21 protein-coding genes are annotated in these 18,957 nt (G+C 67.9%); 12 read left to right on the top strand and 9 right to left on the bottom strand.

Features of this window, described 5'->3' with window-relative positions:
• Positions 1–62: 62 nt before the first annotated feature.
• Genes ATE62_RS03290 through ATE62_RS03280 form a run of 3 tightly spaced genes read left to right on the top strand, consistent with a single transcriptional unit; the run spans position 63 to position 2,870 of the window.
• The gene (locus ATE62_RS03290; protein WP_058806471.1) at positions 63–1,040 is read left to right on the top strand and encodes an NAD-dependent epimerase/dehydratase family protein; all 978 of its coding nucleotides are present in this window, start codon (positions 63–65) and stop codon (positions 1,038–1,040) included.
• Positions 1,028–1,708, top strand: a complete 681-nt coding sequence (locus tag ATE62_RS03285; RefSeq protein WP_058806470.1) for a glutathione S-transferase family protein — start codon at positions 1,028–1,030, stop codon at positions 1,706–1,708. The genes ATE62_RS03290 and ATE62_RS03285 overlap by 13 nt, the downstream gene beginning before the upstream one ends.
• Positions 1,701–2,870 (top strand): aspartyl/asparaginyl beta-hydroxylase domain-containing protein, encoded by a 1,170-nt coding sequence (locus tag ATE62_RS03280; RefSeq protein WP_058818423.1) that lies wholly within the window; start codon positions 1,701–1,703, stop codon positions 2,868–2,870. The genes ATE62_RS03285 and ATE62_RS03280 overlap by 8 nt, the downstream gene beginning before the upstream one ends.
• Here ATE62_RS03280 and ATE62_RS03275 read toward each other — a convergent pair.
• On the bottom strand, positions 2,867–3,385 hold the full coding sequence (locus tag ATE62_RS03275; RefSeq protein ID WP_058806468.1) for a sterol desaturase family protein: 519 nt from the start codon (positions 3,383–3,385) through the stop codon (positions 2,867–2,869). The two genes, ATE62_RS03280 and ATE62_RS03275, sit on opposite strands and share 4 nt — an antisense overlap.
• Before the next feature lie 207 nt (positions 3,386–3,592).
• On the opposite strand from ATE62_RS03275, the gene leuC reads away from it, so the two are divergent.
• From leuC to ATE62_RS03255, 4 genes are all read left to right on the top strand, one after another.
• Positions 3,593–5,023, top strand: a complete 1,431-nt coding sequence (leuC, locus tag ATE62_RS03270; protein ID WP_058806467.1) for a 3-isopropylmalate dehydratase large subunit — start codon at positions 3,593–3,595, stop codon at positions 5,021–5,023.
• The gene (gene leuD / locus ATE62_RS03265; RefSeq protein WP_058806466.1) at positions 5,020–5,610 is read left to right on the top strand and encodes a 3-isopropylmalate dehydratase small subunit; all 591 of its coding nucleotides are present in this window, start codon (positions 5,020–5,022) and stop codon (positions 5,608–5,610) included. Before leuC ends, leuD begins: the two co-directional genes overlap by 4 nt.
• A 21-nt stretch (positions 5,611–5,631) precedes the next feature.
• Entirely contained in the window at positions 5,632–6,627 is a 996-nt protein-coding gene (locus ATE62_RS03260; protein WP_058806555.1) for an NADPH:quinone oxidoreductase family protein, read from the top strand.
• A 117-nt stretch (positions 6,628–6,744) separates the two neighbouring features.
• Positions 6,745–7,035: a hypothetical protein gene (locus ATE62_RS03255; RefSeq protein WP_058806465.1), complete on the top strand. Its 291-nt coding sequence runs from the start codon at positions 6,745–6,747 to the stop codon at positions 7,033–7,035.
• Positions 7,036–7,041: 6 nt separating this feature from the next.
• Here the strand turns inward: ATE62_RS03255 and ATE62_RS03250 are convergent, their stop codons facing one another.
• From ATE62_RS03250 to ald, 6 genes are all read right to left on the bottom strand, one after another.
• On the bottom strand, positions 7,042–8,262 hold the full coding sequence (locus ATE62_RS03250; RefSeq protein ID WP_058818422.1) for a hypothetical protein: 1,221 nt from the start codon (positions 8,260–8,262) through the stop codon (positions 7,042–7,044).
• A gap of 125 nt (positions 8,263–8,387) precedes the next feature.
• Entirely contained in the window at positions 8,388–10,190 is a 1,803-nt protein-coding gene (gene sdhA / locus ATE62_RS03245) for a succinate dehydrogenase flavoprotein subunit (protein ID WP_058806463.1), read from the bottom strand.
• 1 nt (position 10,191) lies between these two features.
• Complete coding sequence (gene sdhD / locus ATE62_RS03240; protein ID WP_058806462.1) at positions 10,192–10,596, bottom strand: succinate dehydrogenase, hydrophobic membrane anchor protein; 405 nt, start codon at positions 10,594–10,596, stop codon at positions 10,192–10,194.
• Positions 10,589–11,038, bottom strand: a complete 450-nt coding sequence (gene sdhC / locus ATE62_RS03235; RefSeq protein WP_058806461.1) for a succinate dehydrogenase, cytochrome b556 subunit — start codon at positions 11,036–11,038, stop codon at positions 10,589–10,591. The genes sdhD and sdhC overlap by 8 nt, the downstream gene beginning before the upstream one ends.
• A 258-nt stretch (positions 11,039–11,296) precedes the next feature.
• Positions 11,297–11,542 (bottom strand): hypothetical protein, encoded by a 246-nt coding sequence (locus ATE62_RS03230; RefSeq protein WP_058806460.1) that lies wholly within the window; start codon positions 11,540–11,542, stop codon positions 11,297–11,299.
• Positions 11,543–11,563: 21 nt separating this feature from the next.
• Positions 11,564–12,679, bottom strand: coding sequence for an alanine dehydrogenase (gene ald, locus ATE62_RS03225; RefSeq protein WP_058806459.1), 1,116 nt, complete (start codon positions 12,677–12,679; stop codon positions 11,564–11,566).
• Positions 12,680–12,839: 160 nt separating this feature from the next.
• Here ald and ATE62_RS03220 point away from each other — a divergent pair, with 160 nt between their 5' ends.
• The 5 genes from ATE62_RS03220 (at position 12,840) to ATE62_RS03200 (ending at position 17,418) form a co-directional block, all read left to right on the top strand.
• Entirely contained in the window at positions 12,840–13,304 is a 465-nt protein-coding gene (locus ATE62_RS03220) for an Lrp/AsnC family transcriptional regulator (RefSeq protein WP_058806458.1), read from the top strand.
• Positions 13,305–13,430: 126 nt separating this feature from the next.
• Complete coding sequence (locus tag ATE62_RS03215; protein WP_058806457.1) at positions 13,431–14,783, top strand: methyl-accepting chemotaxis protein; 1,353 nt, start codon at positions 13,431–13,433, stop codon at positions 14,781–14,783.
• An 88-nt stretch (positions 14,784–14,871) separates the two neighbouring features.
• Positions 14,872–15,564: an SDR family NAD(P)-dependent oxidoreductase gene (locus tag ATE62_RS03210; protein ID WP_058806456.1), complete on the top strand. Its 693-nt coding sequence runs from the start codon at positions 14,872–14,874 to the stop codon at positions 15,562–15,564.
• A complete protein-coding gene (gene bla / locus ATE62_RS03205) occupies positions 15,554–16,450 on the top strand; it encodes a subclass B3 metallo-beta-lactamase (protein ID WP_058806455.1) in 897 nt (298 codons plus the stop codon). The genes ATE62_RS03210 and bla overlap by 11 nt, the downstream gene beginning before the upstream one ends.
• The gene (locus ATE62_RS03200; RefSeq protein ID WP_058806454.1) at positions 16,447–17,418 is read left to right on the top strand and encodes a 50S ribosomal protein L11 methyltransferase; all 972 of its coding nucleotides are present in this window, start codon (positions 16,447–16,449) and stop codon (positions 17,416–17,418) included. Before bla ends, ATE62_RS03200 begins: the two co-directional genes overlap by 4 nt.
• 3 nt (positions 17,419–17,421) lie before the next feature.
• Here ATE62_RS03200 and phhA read toward each other — a convergent pair whose 3' ends face one another.
• The gene (gene phhA, locus ATE62_RS03195) at positions 17,422–18,294 is read right to left on the bottom strand and encodes a phenylalanine 4-monooxygenase (protein ID WP_058806453.1); all 873 of its coding nucleotides are present in this window, start codon (positions 18,292–18,294) and stop codon (positions 17,422–17,424) included.
• 25 nt (positions 18,295–18,319) lie between these two features.
• A complete protein-coding gene (locus ATE62_RS03190) occupies positions 18,320–18,952 on the bottom strand; it encodes a Crp/Fnr family transcriptional regulator (RefSeq protein ID WP_058806452.1) in 633 nt (210 codons plus the stop codon).
• Positions 18,953–18,957: the final 5 nt, after the last annotated feature.

Below are 18,957 nucleotides of genomic sequence, written 5' to 3'. Positions count from 1 at the left end.
GCCTTGCATTGCTATCGCTCGCAGCGATATGAGGCGCTCGGCTTTCTGACGGAGAATCATCGATGCGCGTGCTGCTCACCGGGTCGACGGGCTGGCTCGGCCGCTTCCTCGCGCCCGCGCTGCGGCGCGCGGGGCACCGGGTCACCGGCCTCGACGTCGTGCCCGGCCCCGACACCGACATCGTCGGCACCGTCGCCGACCGCGCGCTGGTCGAGCGCGTGATGGGCGAGCATGGCATCGAAGCGGTGATCCACGGCGGCGCGCTGCACAAGCCCGACATCGTCCGCTATCCCCGCCAGGCGTTCGTGGACGTCAACGTCAGCGGCACGCTGAACCTGATCGAGGCGGCGGTCGCGGCGGGCAACGACCGTTTCCTCTTCACCTCGACCACCTCGCTGATGGTGCGCGCCGATGTGCGCGAGGGCGCGGGCGCCGAGGGCGCCTGGTGGATGGACGAGGATTTCGGTCCGATCGCGCCGCGCAACATATACGGCATCACCAAGCTCGCCGCCGAGCAGGCGTGCCGTCTGGTCCACCGCGAGCATGGCATCAATGTCGCGATCCTGCGCACCGGGCGTTTCTTTCCCGAGGACGACGACACGCATGCGGTGCCGAGCGGCGAAAACCTCAAGGCGAACGAGCTGCTCAACCGCCGCCTGACGGTCGAGGATGCAGCGGCGGCGCATCTCGCGGCGCTGGAGGCCGCGCCGGCGATCGGCTGCGACACCTTCATCCTCTCGGCCCCGCCGCCCTTCGCGCGCGACGAGGCCGCGGAACTGGCCCGCGACGCGCGCGCGGTGATCGCGCGCCACCATCCCGACGCTGCCGAGCTCTACGCCGCGGCGGGCTGGGTGCTGCCCGAGGTCATCGACCGCGTCTACGACCCGTCGCGCGCCGAGCGCCGCTTCGGCTGGCGCGCCCAGACCGACTTCGCCAGCGTGCTCGCCGCGCTGCGCGATGACACCGCGCTGCCTTTCGCGCACGACCCCGCCTACACCTCCCCCATCGTCGCCCAGGAGCGCGAAACATGTATGTGCTGATCACCGCCAACCGCAATTATTCGAGCTGGTCGCTGCGTCCGTGGATGCTGATGCAGGGCCTCGGCATTGCCTTCGACGACCGCATCGAGCCCTTTGCGCAGCCGGTGAATTACGAGGCGTTCCGCAGCTTCTCGCCGACCGGACAGGTGCCCGCGCTGCTGCACGAGGGGCGCACCATTTACGACTCGCTCGGCATCGCCCTCTATCTCGCCGACCGGCACGCGGGCGTGTGGCCGGCCGATGCCGACGCGCGCGCCTGGGCGCAGTGCGCGACCGCCGAAATGCACAGCGGCTTTGCGGCCTTGCGCAACGATTGCACGATGAACGTCGGGGTGCGCGTGACGCCGAAGCCGATGTCCGACGCGCTGCGCGCCAATGTGACGCGCATCCGCGAATTGTTCGGGGACGGGCTGGCGCGCTTCGGCGGACCGTGGCTCGCGGGTCCCGATTTCTCGGCGGTCGATGCTTTCTTCGCGCCGGTCGCTTTCCGCATCCGCACCTATGGCCTCGACGTCGGCGCCGGGCAGGCGTGGGTCGACCATATGCTCGCGCATCCGGCGATGCAGTTATGGGAGCGGCAGGCGCTGGCCGAAAGCTGGCGCGAGGAAAGCCATGAGGAAGAGCTTGCCGCGGCGGGCGCGATCACGGCAGACTATCGCCATGGCTGACACGAAGATGGACACCACCGAAGCGACGCGCCTCGCGCAGCAGGGCGGCGCCGCGCTGCAGAAGGGCGACGTGGCCGAGGCGCGCGACACGCTGCAGCGCGTCGTCGATGCGGGGCACGCCAACCCGCAGATCCTGCTGATGCTGGGCGAGGCGTACCGGCTGGCGGGCGACCGCACGGGGCAGGAAAAAATGGCCGACGCGCTGCTCGAACAGGATGGCGGCGCGATCCGCGCGCTCGTCTGGAAAGCCGACTGCCGCCGCGCGGCAGGCGAACGGCGCGTCGCCGCGAGCTGGTACAAGACCGCGCTGCGCCGCGCCGAGATGGTCGCGCTGCCGCCCTCGCTGGTCCCGCTGGTCGACGACGCGCGCGCCGCTGCCGCCGAGCTGGAAGTCGAATTCAGCGTCGGGGTCGAGGAAGGGCTCGCCGCGCGCGGACTGCCGCCCGAGGCGCGCAGCCCCGGCTTCGCGCGCGCGCTCGCGGTGATGCGCGGCAAAGAGCATGTCGAATATGAACTGCAGCGCCCGTCGAGCTTCCTCTTTCCCGGCCTGCCCCAGCGGCGCTTCTACGAGCGCGAGGAGTTCGACTGGGCTCCGGCGTTCGAGGCGGCGACCGATGCGATCCGCACCGAATTGCGCACGGCGCTCGCCGATCCCGACCTGTTCAAGCCCTATCTGACCCATGCCCCCGACCGGCCGCGGGTCGAGTTCAACGGCATGCACGACAATGCCTCCTGGTCGGCGCTGCACCTCGTCCACAACGGCACGGTGGTCCCCGAACTGGTGGCGCGTTTCCCCGCGACCTTCGCGGCGCTCGATGCGGTGCCGCAATGCCGCATCTCGGTGCGCTCGCCGTCGATCCTCTTTTCGCTGCTCCAGCCGAGCGCGCATATCGCGCCGCATTACGGCATGATCAACGCGCGGCTGATCTGCCATCTGCCGCTGATCGTGCCCGGCGACGGCGCGCTCACCGTCGGCGGCGAGGCGCGGCAGTGGCAGGAAGGCAAGCTCATCATCTTCGACGATTCGATCGAACATGAGGCGATCAACCACGCCGACAGCGACCGCGTCGTGCTGATCTTCGACATCTGGCGCCCCGAACTCAGCGAAGGCGACCGTCGGGGCGTCGCGGCGCTGTTCGAAACGGTCGACGCCTACCGCTAGTCGGTCAGCGCCTCGCGCACGACCGCGATCCCCGCTTCGCGCTGCGCCTTCAATTCGGCCTTCAGTTTCGCCGGGTCGCGCGCAAAGACGAAGCCGAAGCTGACCCCGCCCTCCTTGCCGATCGTCGCATGGTGGAGCTTGTGCGCCTGTACCAGCCGTTTGGCGTAGCCGCGCCGCGGGACCCAGCGGAAATAGCGCTGGTGGACGAGCCCGTCGTGCACCAGCGTGTAGATGATGCCGTAGAAAAGCACGCCGAGCCCGATCCACGTCCCCGGCTCCCACGCCGCGGCGCCCATGATTATCGGGCTGCCAAGCGCGAACATCGAAATGCTGAGCGCCGCGCCGAAGATCGCGAAGAGGTCGTTTTTCTCCAGCAGATTGTCATGCGGTTCGTGATGGTCGCGGTGCCACGCCCAGCCGAAGCCGTGCATGATATATTTGTGGCTGCCCCACGCGACGAACTCCATCGCCACGACGGTGGCAAGGACGAGCAGGAGGATGGCGAGCAGCGACATGCGGCGATTATAGGCCGATTATGGTAGCCACACCATCATCTCCTCGTCACCCCGGACTTGATCCGGGGTCCCGCTTGTCGACGTCGCAGAGCGGGACGCCGGACCAAGTCCGGCATGACGAGGGGGAATCGGAGCGGCGCGACCGAAAATTGCGTTTTTGATCGCCACTCGCTTGCAAAGTTATCCGGCAGGCGTAAGTGAACCCGCATGACTCGGCCCCGCACCCTTTATGAGAAAATCTGGGACGCGCATGTCGTCGAACAGCGCCCCGATGGTACCTGCCTGATCTTCATCGACCGCCACCTCGTCCATGAAGTCACCAGCCCGCAGGCCTTCGCCGGGCTTCGTGCGAGCGGCCGCACGGTGCGCCGCCCCGACCTGACGCTGGCGGTGCCCGATCACAATGTTCCGACCACCGCGCGGCTCGATGCGAGCGGCAACAAGTTGCCGATCGCCGATCCCGAAAGCGCGGCGCAATTGGCGGCGCTCGAAAAGAACGCGCCCGAATATGGCATCCGTTACATCGACGCGGTCGCGCCCGAGCAGGGCATCGTCCATGTCGTCGGTCCCGAGCAGGGCTTTTCGCTGCCCGGCACCACGATCGTCTGCGGCGACAGCCACACCGCGTGCCACGGCGGCATCGGTGCGCTCGCCTTCGGCATCGGGACGAGCGAGGTCGAGCATGTGCTGGCGACCCAGACCCTGCTGCTCCAGCCGTCGAAGACGATGGAAGTGCGCGTCGAGGGCGAGGTCGGCCCGGGCGTCAGCGCCAAGGACATCATCCTCCACATCACCGGCACGATCGGCGCCGCGGGCGGCACCGGCCATGTCATCGAATATACCGGCAGCGCGATCCGCGCGCTGAGCATCGAGGGACGCCTCACGATCAGCAACATGGCGATCGAGGGCGGCGCGCGCGCGGGGCTGATCGCGCCCGACGAGACGACCTTCGACTATCTCAAGGGCCGCCCCTATGCACCCAAGGGCGCCGACTGGGACGCCGCGGTCGCCTGGTGGAAGAGCCTCGCGACCGATCCCGGCGCGACCTATGACAAGGTCGTCATCATCGACGCCGCCGATATCGCGCCGAGCGTCACCTGGGGCACCAGCCCCGAGGATGTCGTGCCGATCACCGGGGTCGTCCCCGACCCCGCGAGCTTCGCCGATCCGTCGAAGCAGGTCGCCGCCGCGAAGTCGCTCGCCTATATGGGCCTCGAACCCGGCACGCGGATGCAGGATGTGCCGGTCGAGAATATCTTCATCGGCAGCTGCACCAACAGCCGCATCGAGGACATGCGCGCCGCCGCGGCGGTGATCAAGGGCCGCAAGAAGGCCGCCAGCGTCAAATGGGCGATCGTCGTCCCCGGCTCGGGCCTCGTGAAAGCACAGGCCGAGGCCGAGGGGCTCGACCGCATCTTCACCGACGCCGGCCTCGAATGGCGCGAGCCCGGCTGTTCGGCGTGCCTCGCGATGAACCCCGACAAGGTGCCCGCAGGCGAACGCTGCGCCAGCACCAGCAACCGCAACTTCGTCGGCCGCCAGGGCCCCGGCAGCCGCACGCACCTCGTGAGCCCGGCGATGGCGGCGGCGGCGGCGGTGACCGGCAGGCTCACCGATGTGCGGGAGTTGATGGCATGACCCCGCTCAACGAAGTCGATGGTCGCGCGATTCCGCTGGGGCTCAAGAATGTCGACACCGACGTGATCATCCCCGCGCACTGGCTGAAGACCACGACGCGCGAGGGCATGGGCCGCGGCGCGTTCGAGGCGATCCGCAAGGACCCCGACAATATCTTCGACAGCGCCGAATATAAGGGGGCGCCGATCCTGATCGCGGGGGACAATTTCGGCTGCGGATCGAGCCGCGAGCATGCCGCCTGGGCGCTCGGCGACCTCGGCATCCGCGTCGTCATCGCGCCCTCTTATTCGGACATCTTCTCGGGCAATGCGGTCAAGAACGGCATCCTGCCCGTGGTGCTGCCGCAGGCGGCGATCGACCGCTTGATGGAGGTCGCCCAAACCGACCCGGTGCATGTCGACCTCGAAAACCAGACGGTGACGACGCAATTTCAGGACCGCTTCACCTTCGAAATCGACCCGTTCCGCAAGATGTGCCTGCTCGAAGGGCTCGACGAGATTTCGATCACCGAAAAGAGCGCCGCCGCGATCGGCGCCTATGAACAGAAACTGGCGCAGGACCGGCCCTGGCTGCAACCTTCGCTGTAAAACCCGTGTGAGGAGAAGATGATGAAGGCTCTCTTGTCGACCGCCACCGGCGGCCCCGAAACGCTGACGCTGGGCGAATTGCCGCGCCCCACCGCGGGGGTCGGGCAGATCGTGATCGACGTGAAGGCCTGCGCGGTCAATTTTCCCGACGTGCTGATCATCGAGGATAAATATCAGTTCAAGCCCGAACGCCCCTTCGCGCCGGGCGGCGAGGTCGCGGGGCTGGTTTCAGAGGTCGGCGAGGGCGTGACCGACTTCAAGGTCGGCGACCGCGTAATCGCGGGCTGCGGCAACGGCGGCATGTCGGAAGCGATCGCGGTGTCGGTGCACAATGTCTATCATCTGCCCCAAGCCCATGATTTCGCGGCGGGCGCCTCGCTGCTGATGACCTATGGCACCAGCATCCACGCGCTGGTCGATCGCGGCCACATCAAGGAGGGCGACACCCTGCTCGTCCTCGGCGCCTCGGGCGGGGTCGGCATAGCCGCGGTCGAGCTGGGCAAGGCGTTCGGCGCGCGCGTCGTCGCCGGCGTGTCGAGCGAGGAGAAGGCCGGGATCGCGCGCGAGGCCGGTGCCGACGAAGTCGTCGTCTATGGCCGCCAGCCGTTCGACAAGGACCAGTCGAAGGAACTCGCCAACAAGTTCAAGGAGGCCGTCGGCCCGGGTGGCGCGAATGTCATCTACGACGCGGTCGGCGGCGATTATGCCGAACCCGCGCTGCGCTCGATCGCGTGGGAGGGCCGTTATCTCGTCGTCGGTTTCCCCGCGGGCATCCCGCGCCTGCCGCTGAACCTCACCCTGCTCAAGAGCTGCGACGTCGCGGGGGTCTTCTGGGGCGCCTTCGTCGCGCGCGAGCCGAAGCGCAACCGCGCCAATATCGCGCGGCTCTTCCAGCTGTGGGAGCAGGGCAAGATCGGCCCGCGCGTCACCGAGAGCTTCGCGCTCGCCGACGGCGGCAAGGCGATCGCCAAGCTGGGCGACCGCAGCGCGGTCGGCAAGCTGGTGATCACCATCTGACACGGCGGCGCTTTGCGACGAACCGAGTGCAGCGGGCTTGCGCGGGTTAACGCTTTGTCAGGGGCTGGTCCCTATTGTGGAAGGCCTGACATTAGCGTTTTGCGCAGGGTAGGGACGATGGCGACTCGCCGACCGACGAGTGACGACCAGAGCGCGAGCATCGCGAATATTTCGCGTACCCGCCGCGCGCAGTTGGTGGCCGAATTCGAAGGCGACCTGGGCATCGACTACAAGGCGCGCGCCCGCGCAGCCTATGAGGCGAAGCGCTGGCAGGTCATCAAGACGATCATCGTGTGGACGATTGCGCTGATCTTTTTCACCATCGCGTGCCAGAAATTGTGGATCCTCGGGCAGAATGTCGACGAGCCATTTTCCGACCTGAATTTCATGCACGGCTGGTTCGAATAGGCCCGCTTAGCGATCGACCGGCGCGCACGCCGGATCGACCGTCCGTTCCGACGGCAGCTTTGAAAGATCGTCGGGGTGCGGCGGGATCGGAACCCCGATATCGACCTGCGTCAGCGTGGCTCCGCTTGCAGCCAGCGCGCCGCTGATGCGCGGCCAGTGCGCGGCATCGGCAAGAAAGCGCATGTCGACGCCGACCAACTGGCCGGGCTTGATCTTTTTCGCGGCGCGCTCGACCTCCGCGACGAGCATGTCCTGGTCGCGCGCGGCGAACCAGCGCCGCCGCAGGTCGGGCAGCGGCGCTGCCAGCGCTTGCCGGAAGTCGTCGCGAAAGTCGTCTGCCATATAGGCGTCTTTGTCGAGCAGTTCGAAGGTCGTTTCGCCGAACAGGCGGGCATAGGGATCGGCGGCGCGGGCGTCGGCGTCCTTCGGCTCGCCGCGCGGTTTCAATCGCTCGGTGGCATGATGCAGGTAGCGACGCCACACGTCCTTGTCGGGCGATGTCGGATAAGCGAGATCGCCCCGCGCATAGGCGATATAGCCGTTGAACGCGGCAACTCGCTCGATATGCGTGGCGCACATTTTCGGGGCCAGCGCCGCCAACCGGTCCGGCGCGATGGGTTCGACCGCCGCATCGGCAAGCGCGATGCGGACCGGGAAGCTGCCCTCACGCCCCGCTTCCGACACCGCCAGCTCAAGCATGCCGCCGGCGAAGCGCGGTTCGCCATTGCGCCAGTGAATGCTGCTCGTCGATGCCGGCAGCCCATCGATGAAATAGGCGGGCACGATCTGGTCGAGCCGCAACGAGCGAATGAGCCCGCCATCGGCGCCGTAGAGCACGACGACATGGTCGCCGTGCCCGACGCTATGCCAATTGTCGAAGGTGACCACGCGCTGACCGTCGTCGCTGACCAGGGCATCGACCGGGGCGACCTCGTTGAGGAGCGCGCGGCTCCACACCGACACCCACTGCCCGCCCTCGAGCCGTTCGAAACGGCCGAGCGGCCCTTCGGGCTCGGGCAACGTCTCGCCGCGCACCTTCGCCTCGAAATAGGCAAGCTGGCTGCCGATCTCACGCGGGACGACGGTCAGCCGGTACTGGCCGCTGGCCGAAACATAGGTCGCGATTTGGGGTGACATCCAACTGTCCGCGCGCGCCGGCGCGACCGCCAGCGCAAATAGCGCGGCCAGCGCCACCACCATGCGCAATATCGCTATCGAATAACGCATCACGACTCCCTGCTTATGCAATGATATAACGTTATTTCACAGACGAAAGCAATCGCCCGCATGCGAAACCGGAAGTTTTGGGCCTTCGGGGAAGGCGATGGGACGGAAGAGAACCGCCCCATCGATCAATAAACGCGCGCCTTCGGCTTGATATATTCGGCGTCGTCCGACAGCGTATATTCGTGGACCGGGCGGTAATCGAGGCGGACGCCGCCGCCCTTGCCGCCCCAGCCGTCGAACCAGCTGATCGTGTGCTTCATCCAGGTCTTGTCGTCGCGGTTGGGGAAATCCTCGTGCGCGTGGGCGCCGCGGCTTTCCTTGCGGTTGAAGGCCGAATGCATCGTCACCGTCGCCTGGCTGATCAGATTGTCGAGCTCGAGCGTTTCGACGAGGTCGGTGTTCCAGATCAGGCTGCGGTCGGTGACGCCGATGTCGTTCATCCGCTGATAGGTCTTGGTCAGCTTTTCCTTGCCCTCGGCCATCAGCTCGTCGGTGCGGAACACCGCCGCATGCTGCGACATGGCGCGCTGCATCTCGTCGCGGATCACCGCGGTCGGCGAGCCGCCCTTGGCATTGCGGAAATGGTCGAGGCGGCCGAGCGCCAGATCAGCGCTGTCCTTGGGCAATGCAGCCTGCGCGGCGCCGGGCTTGACGATGTCGCGCAGGCGATGCCCGGTCGCGCGGCCGAAGACCACGAGGTCGATCAGGCTGTTCGAGCCCAGGCGGTTCGCGCCATGGACCGAGACGCACGCGGCCTCGCCGACCGCGAACAGGCCGGGGACGACGGTGTCGGGGTTGCCGTCCTTCAGCGTCACGACCTCGCCATGATAGTTACAGGGGATGCCGCCCATATTATAATGGACCGTCGGCACGACCGGCAGCGGCTGCCGCGTCAGGTCGACGCCCGCGAACACCTTGCCGCTCTCGGTGATGCCGGGCAGGCGTTCGTGCAGCACCGCGGGATCGATATGGTCGAGGTGCAGGTAGATATGGTCCTTGTGCGGGCCGACGCCGCGGCCTTCGCGGATTTCGAGCGCCATCGAGCGCGACACGACGTCGCGCGACGCGAGATCCTTCGCCGACGGGGCGTAGCGTTCCATGAACCGCTCGCCTTCGGAATTGGTGAGATAACCGCCCTCGCCGCGTGCGCCCTCGGTGATCAGCACGCCCGCGCCATAGATGCCAGTCGGGTGGAACTGGACAAATTCCATGTCCTGCAGCGGCAGGCCCGCGCGCAGGACCATGCCGCCGCCGTCGCCGGTGCAGGTATGCGCCGAGGTCGCGGTGAAATAGGCGCGGCCGTAGCCGCCGGTCGCGAGCACGACGGCTTGGCTGCGGAAGCGGTGGATGCTGCCATCCTCCATGCAGAGCGCGATCACGCCGCGGCACGCACCGTTTTCCATGATCAGGTCGAGCGCGAAATATTCGATGAAGAAGTCCGCGTCATATTTCAGCGACTGCTGGTAGAGCGCGTGGAGCATCGCGTGGCCGGTGCGGTCGGCCGCGGCGCAGGTGCGCTGCACCGGCGGGCCTTCGCCCATATTCTGCATATGGCCGCCGAAGGGGCGCTGGTAGATGGTGCCGTCCTGGTTGCGCGAAAAGGGCACGCCAGCGTGCTCGAGCTCGTAGACCGCGGCGGGCGCCTCGCGCACCATATATTCGATCGCGTCCTGGTCGCCGAGCCAGTCGGAGCCCTTGACGGTGTCGTACATGTGCCACTGCCAATGGTCGGGCGAATTGTTGCCCAGCGACGCGGCGATGCCGCCCTGCGCGGCGACGGTGTGGCTGCGCGTCGGGAACACCTTGGTGATGCACGCGGTCTTGAGCCCCGCCTCGGCGCTGCCCATCGTGGCGCGCAGGCCCGATCCGCCGGCGCCGACGACGACGGTGTCATAGACATGGTCGATGATCTTGTACGCGTCGGTCATCTCACATCCCCCCCGGGCCGGGCACCACGGGCGCCAATGCGATGCGGGCGATGGTGAAGATCCCGAAGGCCGCGCCGCCGATCGCGTAGAAATTCAACGCGACGAGCGCGAGCAGCCGCGTCGCGTCGCCATGGACATAGTCCTCGATCAGCACCTGCAGCCCGAGGCGCAGGTGCCAGAAGACGCTGACCACGAGCATGATCAGCGCGAAGGCGACCAGCGGGTCGGCGGCCCAGCGCGACACCGCGCCATGGTCGCCGAGCGGCAGGCGGAGCAGCGAGGCAACGAGGAAACCGACGAGCAGCAGGTTGCCGAGCGCCGAGAGCCGCTGCTGCAGCCAGTGGTGCGAACCATGCTGCGCCGAGCCGAGCCCGCGGACCTTGCCGAGGTGCGTGCCGTTACCCATTGAGGTTCCCCCACAGGATGAAGAGCCAGGTCGCGGCGGTGGCAAACAGCCCGGCGGCGATCACGACCGCCGACCAGAGTTTGTTGGTCTTGAGCTCGTACCCCGCGCCGGCGTCGAGCACGAAGTGGCGCAGGCCCGAGAAGAGATGCTGGAAGAAGGCCCAGGTCAGCCCGACGAGCACGACCTTGCCCAGGATGTTGGTCACCTGGTGAAAGAGCGTGATCTCGGGGCTGGGGTCCTTCCACACGATCGCCACGAAGGCCGCATAGGCCTCGGGTCCCGCGGCGATGGCATAGAGCCACCAGAGGAACATGCTGGCGCCGACGATCGCGAGACCGTCGCCGCTGATGCGGTGGAGGATCGAGACCGTCATCGCCGGTCCCCATTTATACACCTGTAAATGCGGCGAGCGCGGTCGCCCGCTCGTTTCCTTGCCAGCCATATCAGCCCCGCTTTTCTGACTCTAATCGGTCGATGGGGCCGGTTAAGCCTTCCGCGCGGGATATGCAAATGCTTAGGGCGCTTGGGGTGCAATTTTGGGGGGTGGGACAGATCACGTGGAAACTGCCGCTGGGCTCCCCTCCCGCAGGTGGGAGGAGTTGGAGGTGGGCAGCCACGTCTGAATAACCCACCCCGCTACGACTAGGGCGCAAGCGCCCAAGTCTCGCTGCCCCTCCCGCTTGCGGGAGGGGATAGCCTTTTACTTGATCTTCCCGCGGTTCGCGTAGAGCAAAGCCGCCAGCACCGCGGCCGAGCCGATGCCGATGCCCGCGGCCGCCGCGGCGGTTTTCCAGCCGATCTTCTTGCCGCCCGCGGCGCCCTTGTCGGCGGCTTCGGTCGCCTCGGCGGCTTCCTTCTGCGCCTGGAGTTCGCGCGCGGCGCGCAGCACTTCATTCTCGGTCTCTTCGCCGGTGCCGGTGTCGGGGAGGTCGTCCTGGGGGGTCATGTCCGTCTCAAGTCCTTGTTTTTACAGCAGCGCCTGCTCGACAGGCACATAGTCCGTCCCGACCGCCTCGGCGACGGCTTCGAACGTAACCTTACCATTCCAGACGTTGAGTCCCTGCGCAAGATGCACGTCGCGCTTCAGCGCTTCCTTCCAGCCGAGATCGGCGATGCGCAGCGCGTGCGGCAGGGTGACGTTGTTGAGCGCATAGGTGCTGGTGCGCGCGACCGCGCCGGGCATGTTGGCGACCGCATAATGGACGATGCCGTCGACCACGTAAGTCGGCTCTGCGTGCGTCGTCGCATGGCTGGTCTCGAAGCAGCCGCCCTGGTCGATCGCGACGTCGACGAGCACCGAACCGGGGCGCATCGTGCCGAGCATCGCGCGCGTGACGAGCTTGGGCGCCTCGGCGCCGGGGATCAGCACCGCGCCGATGACGAGGTCGGCCTCGGCGACGCATTCGGCGAGGTTCGCGCGGTTCGAGAAACGCGTCTTGGCGCGCGCCTCGAAGAAAGTGCCGACGCGTTCGAGCACTTCGGGGTCGCGGTCGAGGATGGTGACGTCGGCGCCGAGGCCCGCGGCCATCTGCGCCGCGTTGAAGCCGACGACGCCGCCGCCGATGACGCACACCTTGCCCGGCGCGACGCCGGGGACGCCGCCGAGCAGCACGCCGCGGCCGCCATGTGCCTTCTCGAGCGCGGTCGCGCCGGCCTGGATCGACATGCGGCCCGCGACCTGGCTCATGGGTTTCAGGAGCGGCAGTCCGCCGTGCGGGCTGGTGACGGTTTCATAGGCGATGCACACCGCGCCCGATTTCATCAAGTCGCGCGTCTGGTCGGGATCGGGCGCGAGGTGGAGATAGGTGTAGAGGATCTGATCGGGGCGCAGCATCGCGCGCTCGCCGGGCTGGGGTTCCTTGACCTTCACCACCATCTCGCAAGCCGCGAAAATCTCTTCGGCGCTTCCGACGATCTCGGCGCCGGCTTCCTCATAGAAACGGTCGTGCGCGCCGATGCCCTCGCCCGCGCCGGTCTGCACCAGCACGCGGTGGCCGTGCGCGTGCAGTTCGCGCGCGCTCTCGGGGGTGAGGCCGACGCGATATTCGTGATTCTTGATTTCCTTGGGGGTGCCGATGATCATGGTCGCTCTCCATCCGCGGGCGCCGCGGACCCGGTCCGCCGACGCCCTTTGTGATGACGCGCTAATAGCAAAATTGTTGCGCGAGGTGCTTGCATATCGCGGGGGCTTTGCCGAGAAGGACGCACAATTTTTGCGTCATTCTCAAGGAACGCGCACGATCATGGACCGGATCGACATAAGGCTGCTCGACTTGCTGCAACGCGAGGGGCCGCGCCCCGCCGCCGAGCTCGGCGAAAAGGTCGGGCTGTCGGCCTCGGCGTGCCACCGCCGTATCCGCGCGCTCGAGGCCGGGGGGATCATCACCGGCTATACCGCGCGCCTCGCCCCCGACCGGATCGGGCTGGGGCTCGACGTCTTCGTCGACATCAGCCTGCATTCGCAGAGCGAGGAGGCGCTCACCGCGTTCGAGGCGGCGGTGAAGAGCTTCGACGAAATATTGGAGTGCCAGCTCTTGTCGGGCGCGTCGGATTACCGGCTGCGCGTCGCGGCGCGCAACGTCGCCGATTTCGACCGGCTGCACCGCCACTGCCTGTCGCGGCTGCCCGGGGTCGCGGCGATGCACAGCGCCTTTGCGCTGCGCACGATCAAGGCGTTCGAGGGCTATCCGGTGCGCGGCGAGAGCTGAAGCCAAAATTTGCGCGGCTGGTTAACGCCGAATTTACCCCTTCCCCACATAGATCGGTCATGATTTTCGCCGGTGACAGCGGACGGCAGCGCCGCGCGCCACGAACATGGTGAGGGAAGCAGGATCATGGTGAAGGAAAATCCGATTCATAAGCAGCAGATCGACCCGATTTCGATGTCGGAGCGCTTTCCCTTCTATGACCTCGACGGTCGGCTCGCCGCCGACGGCGCCGAAATCCATCAGATCATCGCGGGGCGCGAGGAAGCGATCGCGCGCGCCTATTGGGACGTGTTCAACACGCTGCCCTCGGTCGACCGCCGCGTCGAGGGAGACCTCTACGACAGCTATGTCCGCGGCAGCGCGCACCACAGCGCGGTCAAATATCGCGACGCCGCCGGGCAGGAGGTCGCGACGATCGCGTGCCAGAACACGCATATGGCGCGCCGCGTGAACCTGCCGCTCGCGTCGGTGCTGTCGTGCATGGCCGAAAGCCAGCGGCTGACCTTCGAATATATCGCCGAAGCGTGCCGCAGCGACGAGGCGCGGCTGGTCCGCCTGGCGAGCGCGATGAACCGCCTCGGCCTGCTCGAATATGACATCATGCAGCGCTACGCCGAAAAGCTCGACCGCGCGGTCGTCTCGTCCGAGCGTCAGGCGCTGGCGGGCGATTTCGACCAATCCATTGCCTCGCTCGTGCAGGATACCGACGGGGTGCGCCGCGAACTCGCCAAGCAGGCCGCCTCGGCCGACCAGGCGGCGAAGGGCATGATCGCCAAGACGAGCGAGGTCGCCGCGGCGTCCGAGCAGTCGGCGATCGCGATGCGCGAAGCCGCCTCGACCGCCGCCGGCCTCATCCGCGCGATCGAGGATGCGCGCAGCGAAGTCGAAGCCTCGGCCAGCGTCGCGACGCGCGCCTCCGAACAGGCGGGTGAGGCGGTCGCCATGTCCGAAGCGCTATCGCACCACGCCGAATCGATCGAATCGATTCTGGGCCTGATCCGCGAGATCGCGGGGCAGACCAACCTGCTCGCGCTCAACGCCACCATCGAGGCCGCGCGCGCGGGCGAATCGGGCCGCGGCTTCGCGGTCGTCGCGCAGGAGGTGAAGAGCCTCGCCAACGAGACCGCGCGCGCGACCGACGATATCGCGGGCAAGATCACCGCGATCCAGCAGGCGACGCGCGGATCGGTCAGCGCAAACCAGTCGATCCAGGCGACGATCGTCGAGGTCCAGCATTCGGCGCAGCGCATCCGCGACGCGATGGACGCGCAGGCGCAGACGGTCACCTCGATCACCGCGGCGGTCGACGAAACCGCGCTCGCCGCCGACTCGATGTCGTCGACCATCGCCAGCATCCGCAACGATTCGGGCATGGTCGCGGGCGAGATCAGCGTGCTGAGCGAAGAATTCTCGCGCATGGGCGAGCGGCTGCAGTCGCTCGAAAAGGCCGCGAGCGAGTTCAGCCGCCGGGTCGCCTGAGCCCGTCGTCCACAGCTTTCGACCGGACCCTGGCCTCCGTCGGGGTTGGGCTCTAGCGCGGCATCGCCGAGGCCTCTAAGGCGAGGCCATGCACACCCATATCCTGATCAGCGGCGCGAGCCGCGGCATCGGCGCGGCGATCGCCGAGGCGCTGGTTTCCGACACCATCAAGGTCGTCGCGCTGTCGAGCGCCGACGGCGACCTCGCCGATCCCGCGGTCCCCGACCGCATCTGGAACCGCGCGCTCGCGCATTTGGACGGCCGTATCGACGTCCTCGTCAACAACGCCGGGGTGTTCGAAGCGAACCCGGTCGATGTCGGCGACGCCGACTGGCTCGCCAACTGGGACCGCACGCTCCAGATCAACCTCACCGCGAGCGCGCTCTTCTGCCGCCGCGCGGTGCTGCACTGGCAGGAGCGCGGCTCGCCCGGCCGCATCGTCAATATCGCGAGCCGCGCCGCGCATCGCGGCGACAGCCCCGCGCACTGGCATTATGCCGCGTCGAAGGCGGGCATGGTCGCGATGACCAAGACGATCGCCCGCGCTTATGCGAAGGAGAATATCCTCGCCTTCGCCATCTGCCCGGGCTTCACGATGACGGGCATGGCCGAGGACTATCTGGCGAGCCGGGGCGGCGAAAAATTGCTCGCCGACATCCCGCTCGGCCGCGTCGCGATGCCCGACGAAGTGGCGGAGATGGCGCGCTGGTGCGCGCTGGATGCGCCCGCGTCGATGACCGGCGCGGTGCTCGACGTGAATGGGGCGAGCTATGTCCGCTAGGCTCGCGCTTCTCGCCGCGCTGGCGCTCGCGGGCTGCGCGCCGCAGCAGGCGCCCGTCACCGCCGCACCCGCCTCCACCGGCAAGGCGCTAGCGGCCGCCTGCGAGGGCCGCGACGGCTGGAGCGACCCCGCGCCGCCCGCGAAGATCCATGGCAACACCTATTATGTCGGCACCTGCGGTATCACCGCGCTGCTGATCGCGAGCCCCGACGGGCTGGTGCTGATCGACGGCGCGACCGAAGAAGCCGCGCCCGCCATCCTCGCCAATATCCGCGCGCTCGGTTTCGACCCCGCCAATGTCCGCTACCTGCTCGCGAGCCACGAGCATCTCGACCATGTCGGCGGCCTCAAGGCGCTGCAGGACGCCACCGGCGCCGCGGTGCTCGCCCGAAAGGAAGCGGTGGCGACGCTGAGCAGCGGCGAGCCCGAGGCGATCGACCCGCAGCGCGGCGCCATCCCGCCCTTCCGCGGCGTCAAGGTCGCACGCGAACTCAGGGACGGCGAGGCGCTGCCGATCCGCGACCTCCGCCTGACGCTGCACGCGACGCCCGGACACACGCCGGGCAGCACGAGCTGGACCTGGCGGTCGTGCGACGGCGGCGATTGCCGCACCATCGCCTATGTCGACAGCCTGAGCGCGGTGTCGGGCGACGCCTACCGCTTCACCGATCATCCCGACTATGTCGCAATGATGCGTACGACCTTCGCCAAGGTGCCGACGCTCCCTTGTGACCTGCTGATCACCCCGCATCCGGGCGCAAGCGCGCTGTTCGAGCGGCTCGCGGGCGAAGCCCCGCTGATCGACGCGAGCGGCTGCAAGACCTATGCCGCGGCGGCAGCGAAGCGCCTCGACGACCGGCTGGCGAAGGAAGCCGCCGCAAAATGAGTTGGATCGTCTCGCTCCCCTGCACCCGCGCCGAGGCCGAGGCGCTGTCAGGCGAGATTCCCGCGCTCGACGCCGCGCCCGAGGCGCCCGTCGTGGTGACGCGCGAGATCGACGAGGATGCCGGGCTGTGGCAGCTCGACGCCTATGTGGACGACCAGCCCGGCGCGGCGCTGTTGAAGCTGCTCCAGTCGCTCGTGCCGAGCGCGAAGGGCGCCAAGCCCGTCGTCGCCGAACTGCCCGAGGAGGATTGGGTCACCCTGTCGCAGCAGGGGCTGGACCCCGTGCAGGCAGGGCGCTTCTTCGTCCACACCAGCAGCCACGCCGACCGCGTGCCCGCGGGCGCGACGGCCTTTCTGATCGACGCGAGCCAAGCCTTCGGCACCGGAGGGCACGACACCACCGCGGGCTGCCTCGCGATGCTCGACCGGCTGGCGCGGCAGGGTGCGAACCCGCGCAACATCGCCGATATCGGCACCGGCACCGGGCTGCTCGCCTTCGCCGCCATGGCGCTGTGGCCCCGCGCGCGGACGATCGCCTCGGATATCGACCCCGCGAGCATCTTCGTGACCAAGGACAATGCCGGGATCAACGCCGTGCCGCTGGGGCGCGGCGGCGGGCGGCTGGCGGTCGCGGTCGCGCCGGGGACCGACCATGCGTCGATTCGCCACCGCGCGCCCTACGATCTCGTCATCGCGAACATCCTCGCGGGGCCGCTGATCACCCTCGCCCCCGATATCGCCAGCGTCACCGCGCCCGGCGGCCGCGCGATCCTCGCGGGGCTGATCGCGCGCCAGATGGAGCCGGTGCTCGCGGCCTATCGCGCGCAGGGCTTCCGCCTCGCCGCGCGCGGCGGCAGCGCCGAGTGGCCGTGCCTGCTGCTGGTGAAGCGCCGCCGCTACGGCTGGCGCCGCAAGGAACGCGCCTTCCACCGCGCGGACCCGGCCGACGCGAGCTTCGGCAGCTGGTAGCGCCTAGCCGCTCTTCGCCAGCGCGTAATCCTGCGTGCCACGGGTGATCACCGCGTCGCCCGGCAAGATGTCAGCAATGGCGATCGGCGGCAGCGCGTCGTTTGCGGCATAGAGCGGCGCGAAATCGGTGTTCACCGTCGTTTCCAGCAGCTGATCGAGGCTGTCGATGACGAAATAATTCTGCTGAAAATCGTCGATCCGGTAATCGGTGCGCATCACGCGCGCGAGGTCGAAACCGATGCGGTTAGGGCTGTCCGAGTCGAGCGCGAAGACGCTCTCGGCAAAGCTCGACACGATGCCCGCCCCATAGATGCGCAGGCCGCCCGCTTCGCGGATCAGCCCGAACTCGACGGTGTACCAGTAAAGTCGCGCGAGCTGCTTCAGCGCGTCGAATTTCAGGCTTCGGAGGCCCCCCTCGCCATAGGCGACCATATAGTCGGCGAACACCGGATCGGCGAGCATCGGGACATGGCCGAAGACGTCGTGGAAGACGTCGGGCTCTTGCAGATAGTCAAGCTGTTCGGGGGTGCGGATGAAGTTGCCCGCGGGGAAGCGGCGATTCGCGAGATGGTCGAAAAACACCTCGTCGGGGACCAGCCCCGGCACCGCGACGACCTGCCACCCCGTCGCCGCCATCAGCCGCGCGTTGAGCTCGCGGTAATCGGGAATGCCCGGCTTTTCGAGCCGCAGCACGTCGATGCCGCGCAGAAACGCCTCCGACGCGCGGCCCGGCAGCATCGCCGACTGGCGCGCGAAAAGCCGGTCCCACATCGCATGTTCGTCGGCGGTGAAGGCGTCCCAATCCTGCGAAATCGTCCAATCGGCCGCGGCGCCGGGCGGCGGGGTGTCGTGGACGTGGGTAAAGCCGTCTTTCATGGGAACCGCCTAGCATGAAAAGGTTTCAAATGAAACCGTTTCTGCCGGGCGGCCGCAGCAGGCGGATATGGCCATAGCCGCGTTCGACCTCCCCGGCGTCGGCCAATATACGCAGCGCCGCGCCGAGCGTCACGCGCGAAACGCCGAGCAGGTCGGCCAGCTGCTGCTGGGTCGCGGCGACCCGGTCGCCGCCCGCGCTTTCCTTCGCCATGACGCGGAGCATCGCGAGCAGGCGGTCGCGGATCGACAGCCGTCGTTCGGCGTCGATCGTGTCGAGCGTCGCGGCCAGCTGACGCGAGAGGCTGCGCAGCAATAGCTCGGCCCAGCCGACATCGGCCGCCATCAGCTGGCGCAGCAGCGGCCGGTCGATCGCGATGAGCCGCGCCGGGCCGCTGGCCAGCGCATCGACCTGGCGCGGCACGCCGGTGAAAAAGGCGAGCTCGCCGAACAGGTCGCCCGCGCCGAGCACGCCGAAATGGGTAAAGCCCCCGTCGGCGGCAAAGCGCCCGACGGCGACATGCCCCTCGACCACCGCCCAAAACTCGTCGCCGGGATCGCCCTGATACTGGACGAACTGGCCGTCGGCGAAATCGCGCACCCGCGCGCGCGCCGTCAGCTGCCCCAGTTCGTGCGGCGACAGCGTCGCACGCGCGGTCATGGCGA

This window comes from Sphingopyxis sp. HIX, assembly GCF_001468285.1.
GTDB lineage: Bacteria > Pseudomonadota > Alphaproteobacteria > Sphingomonadales > Sphingomonadaceae > Sphingopyxis.
This window is presented reverse-complemented; position numbering and strand designations above follow the sequence as displayed.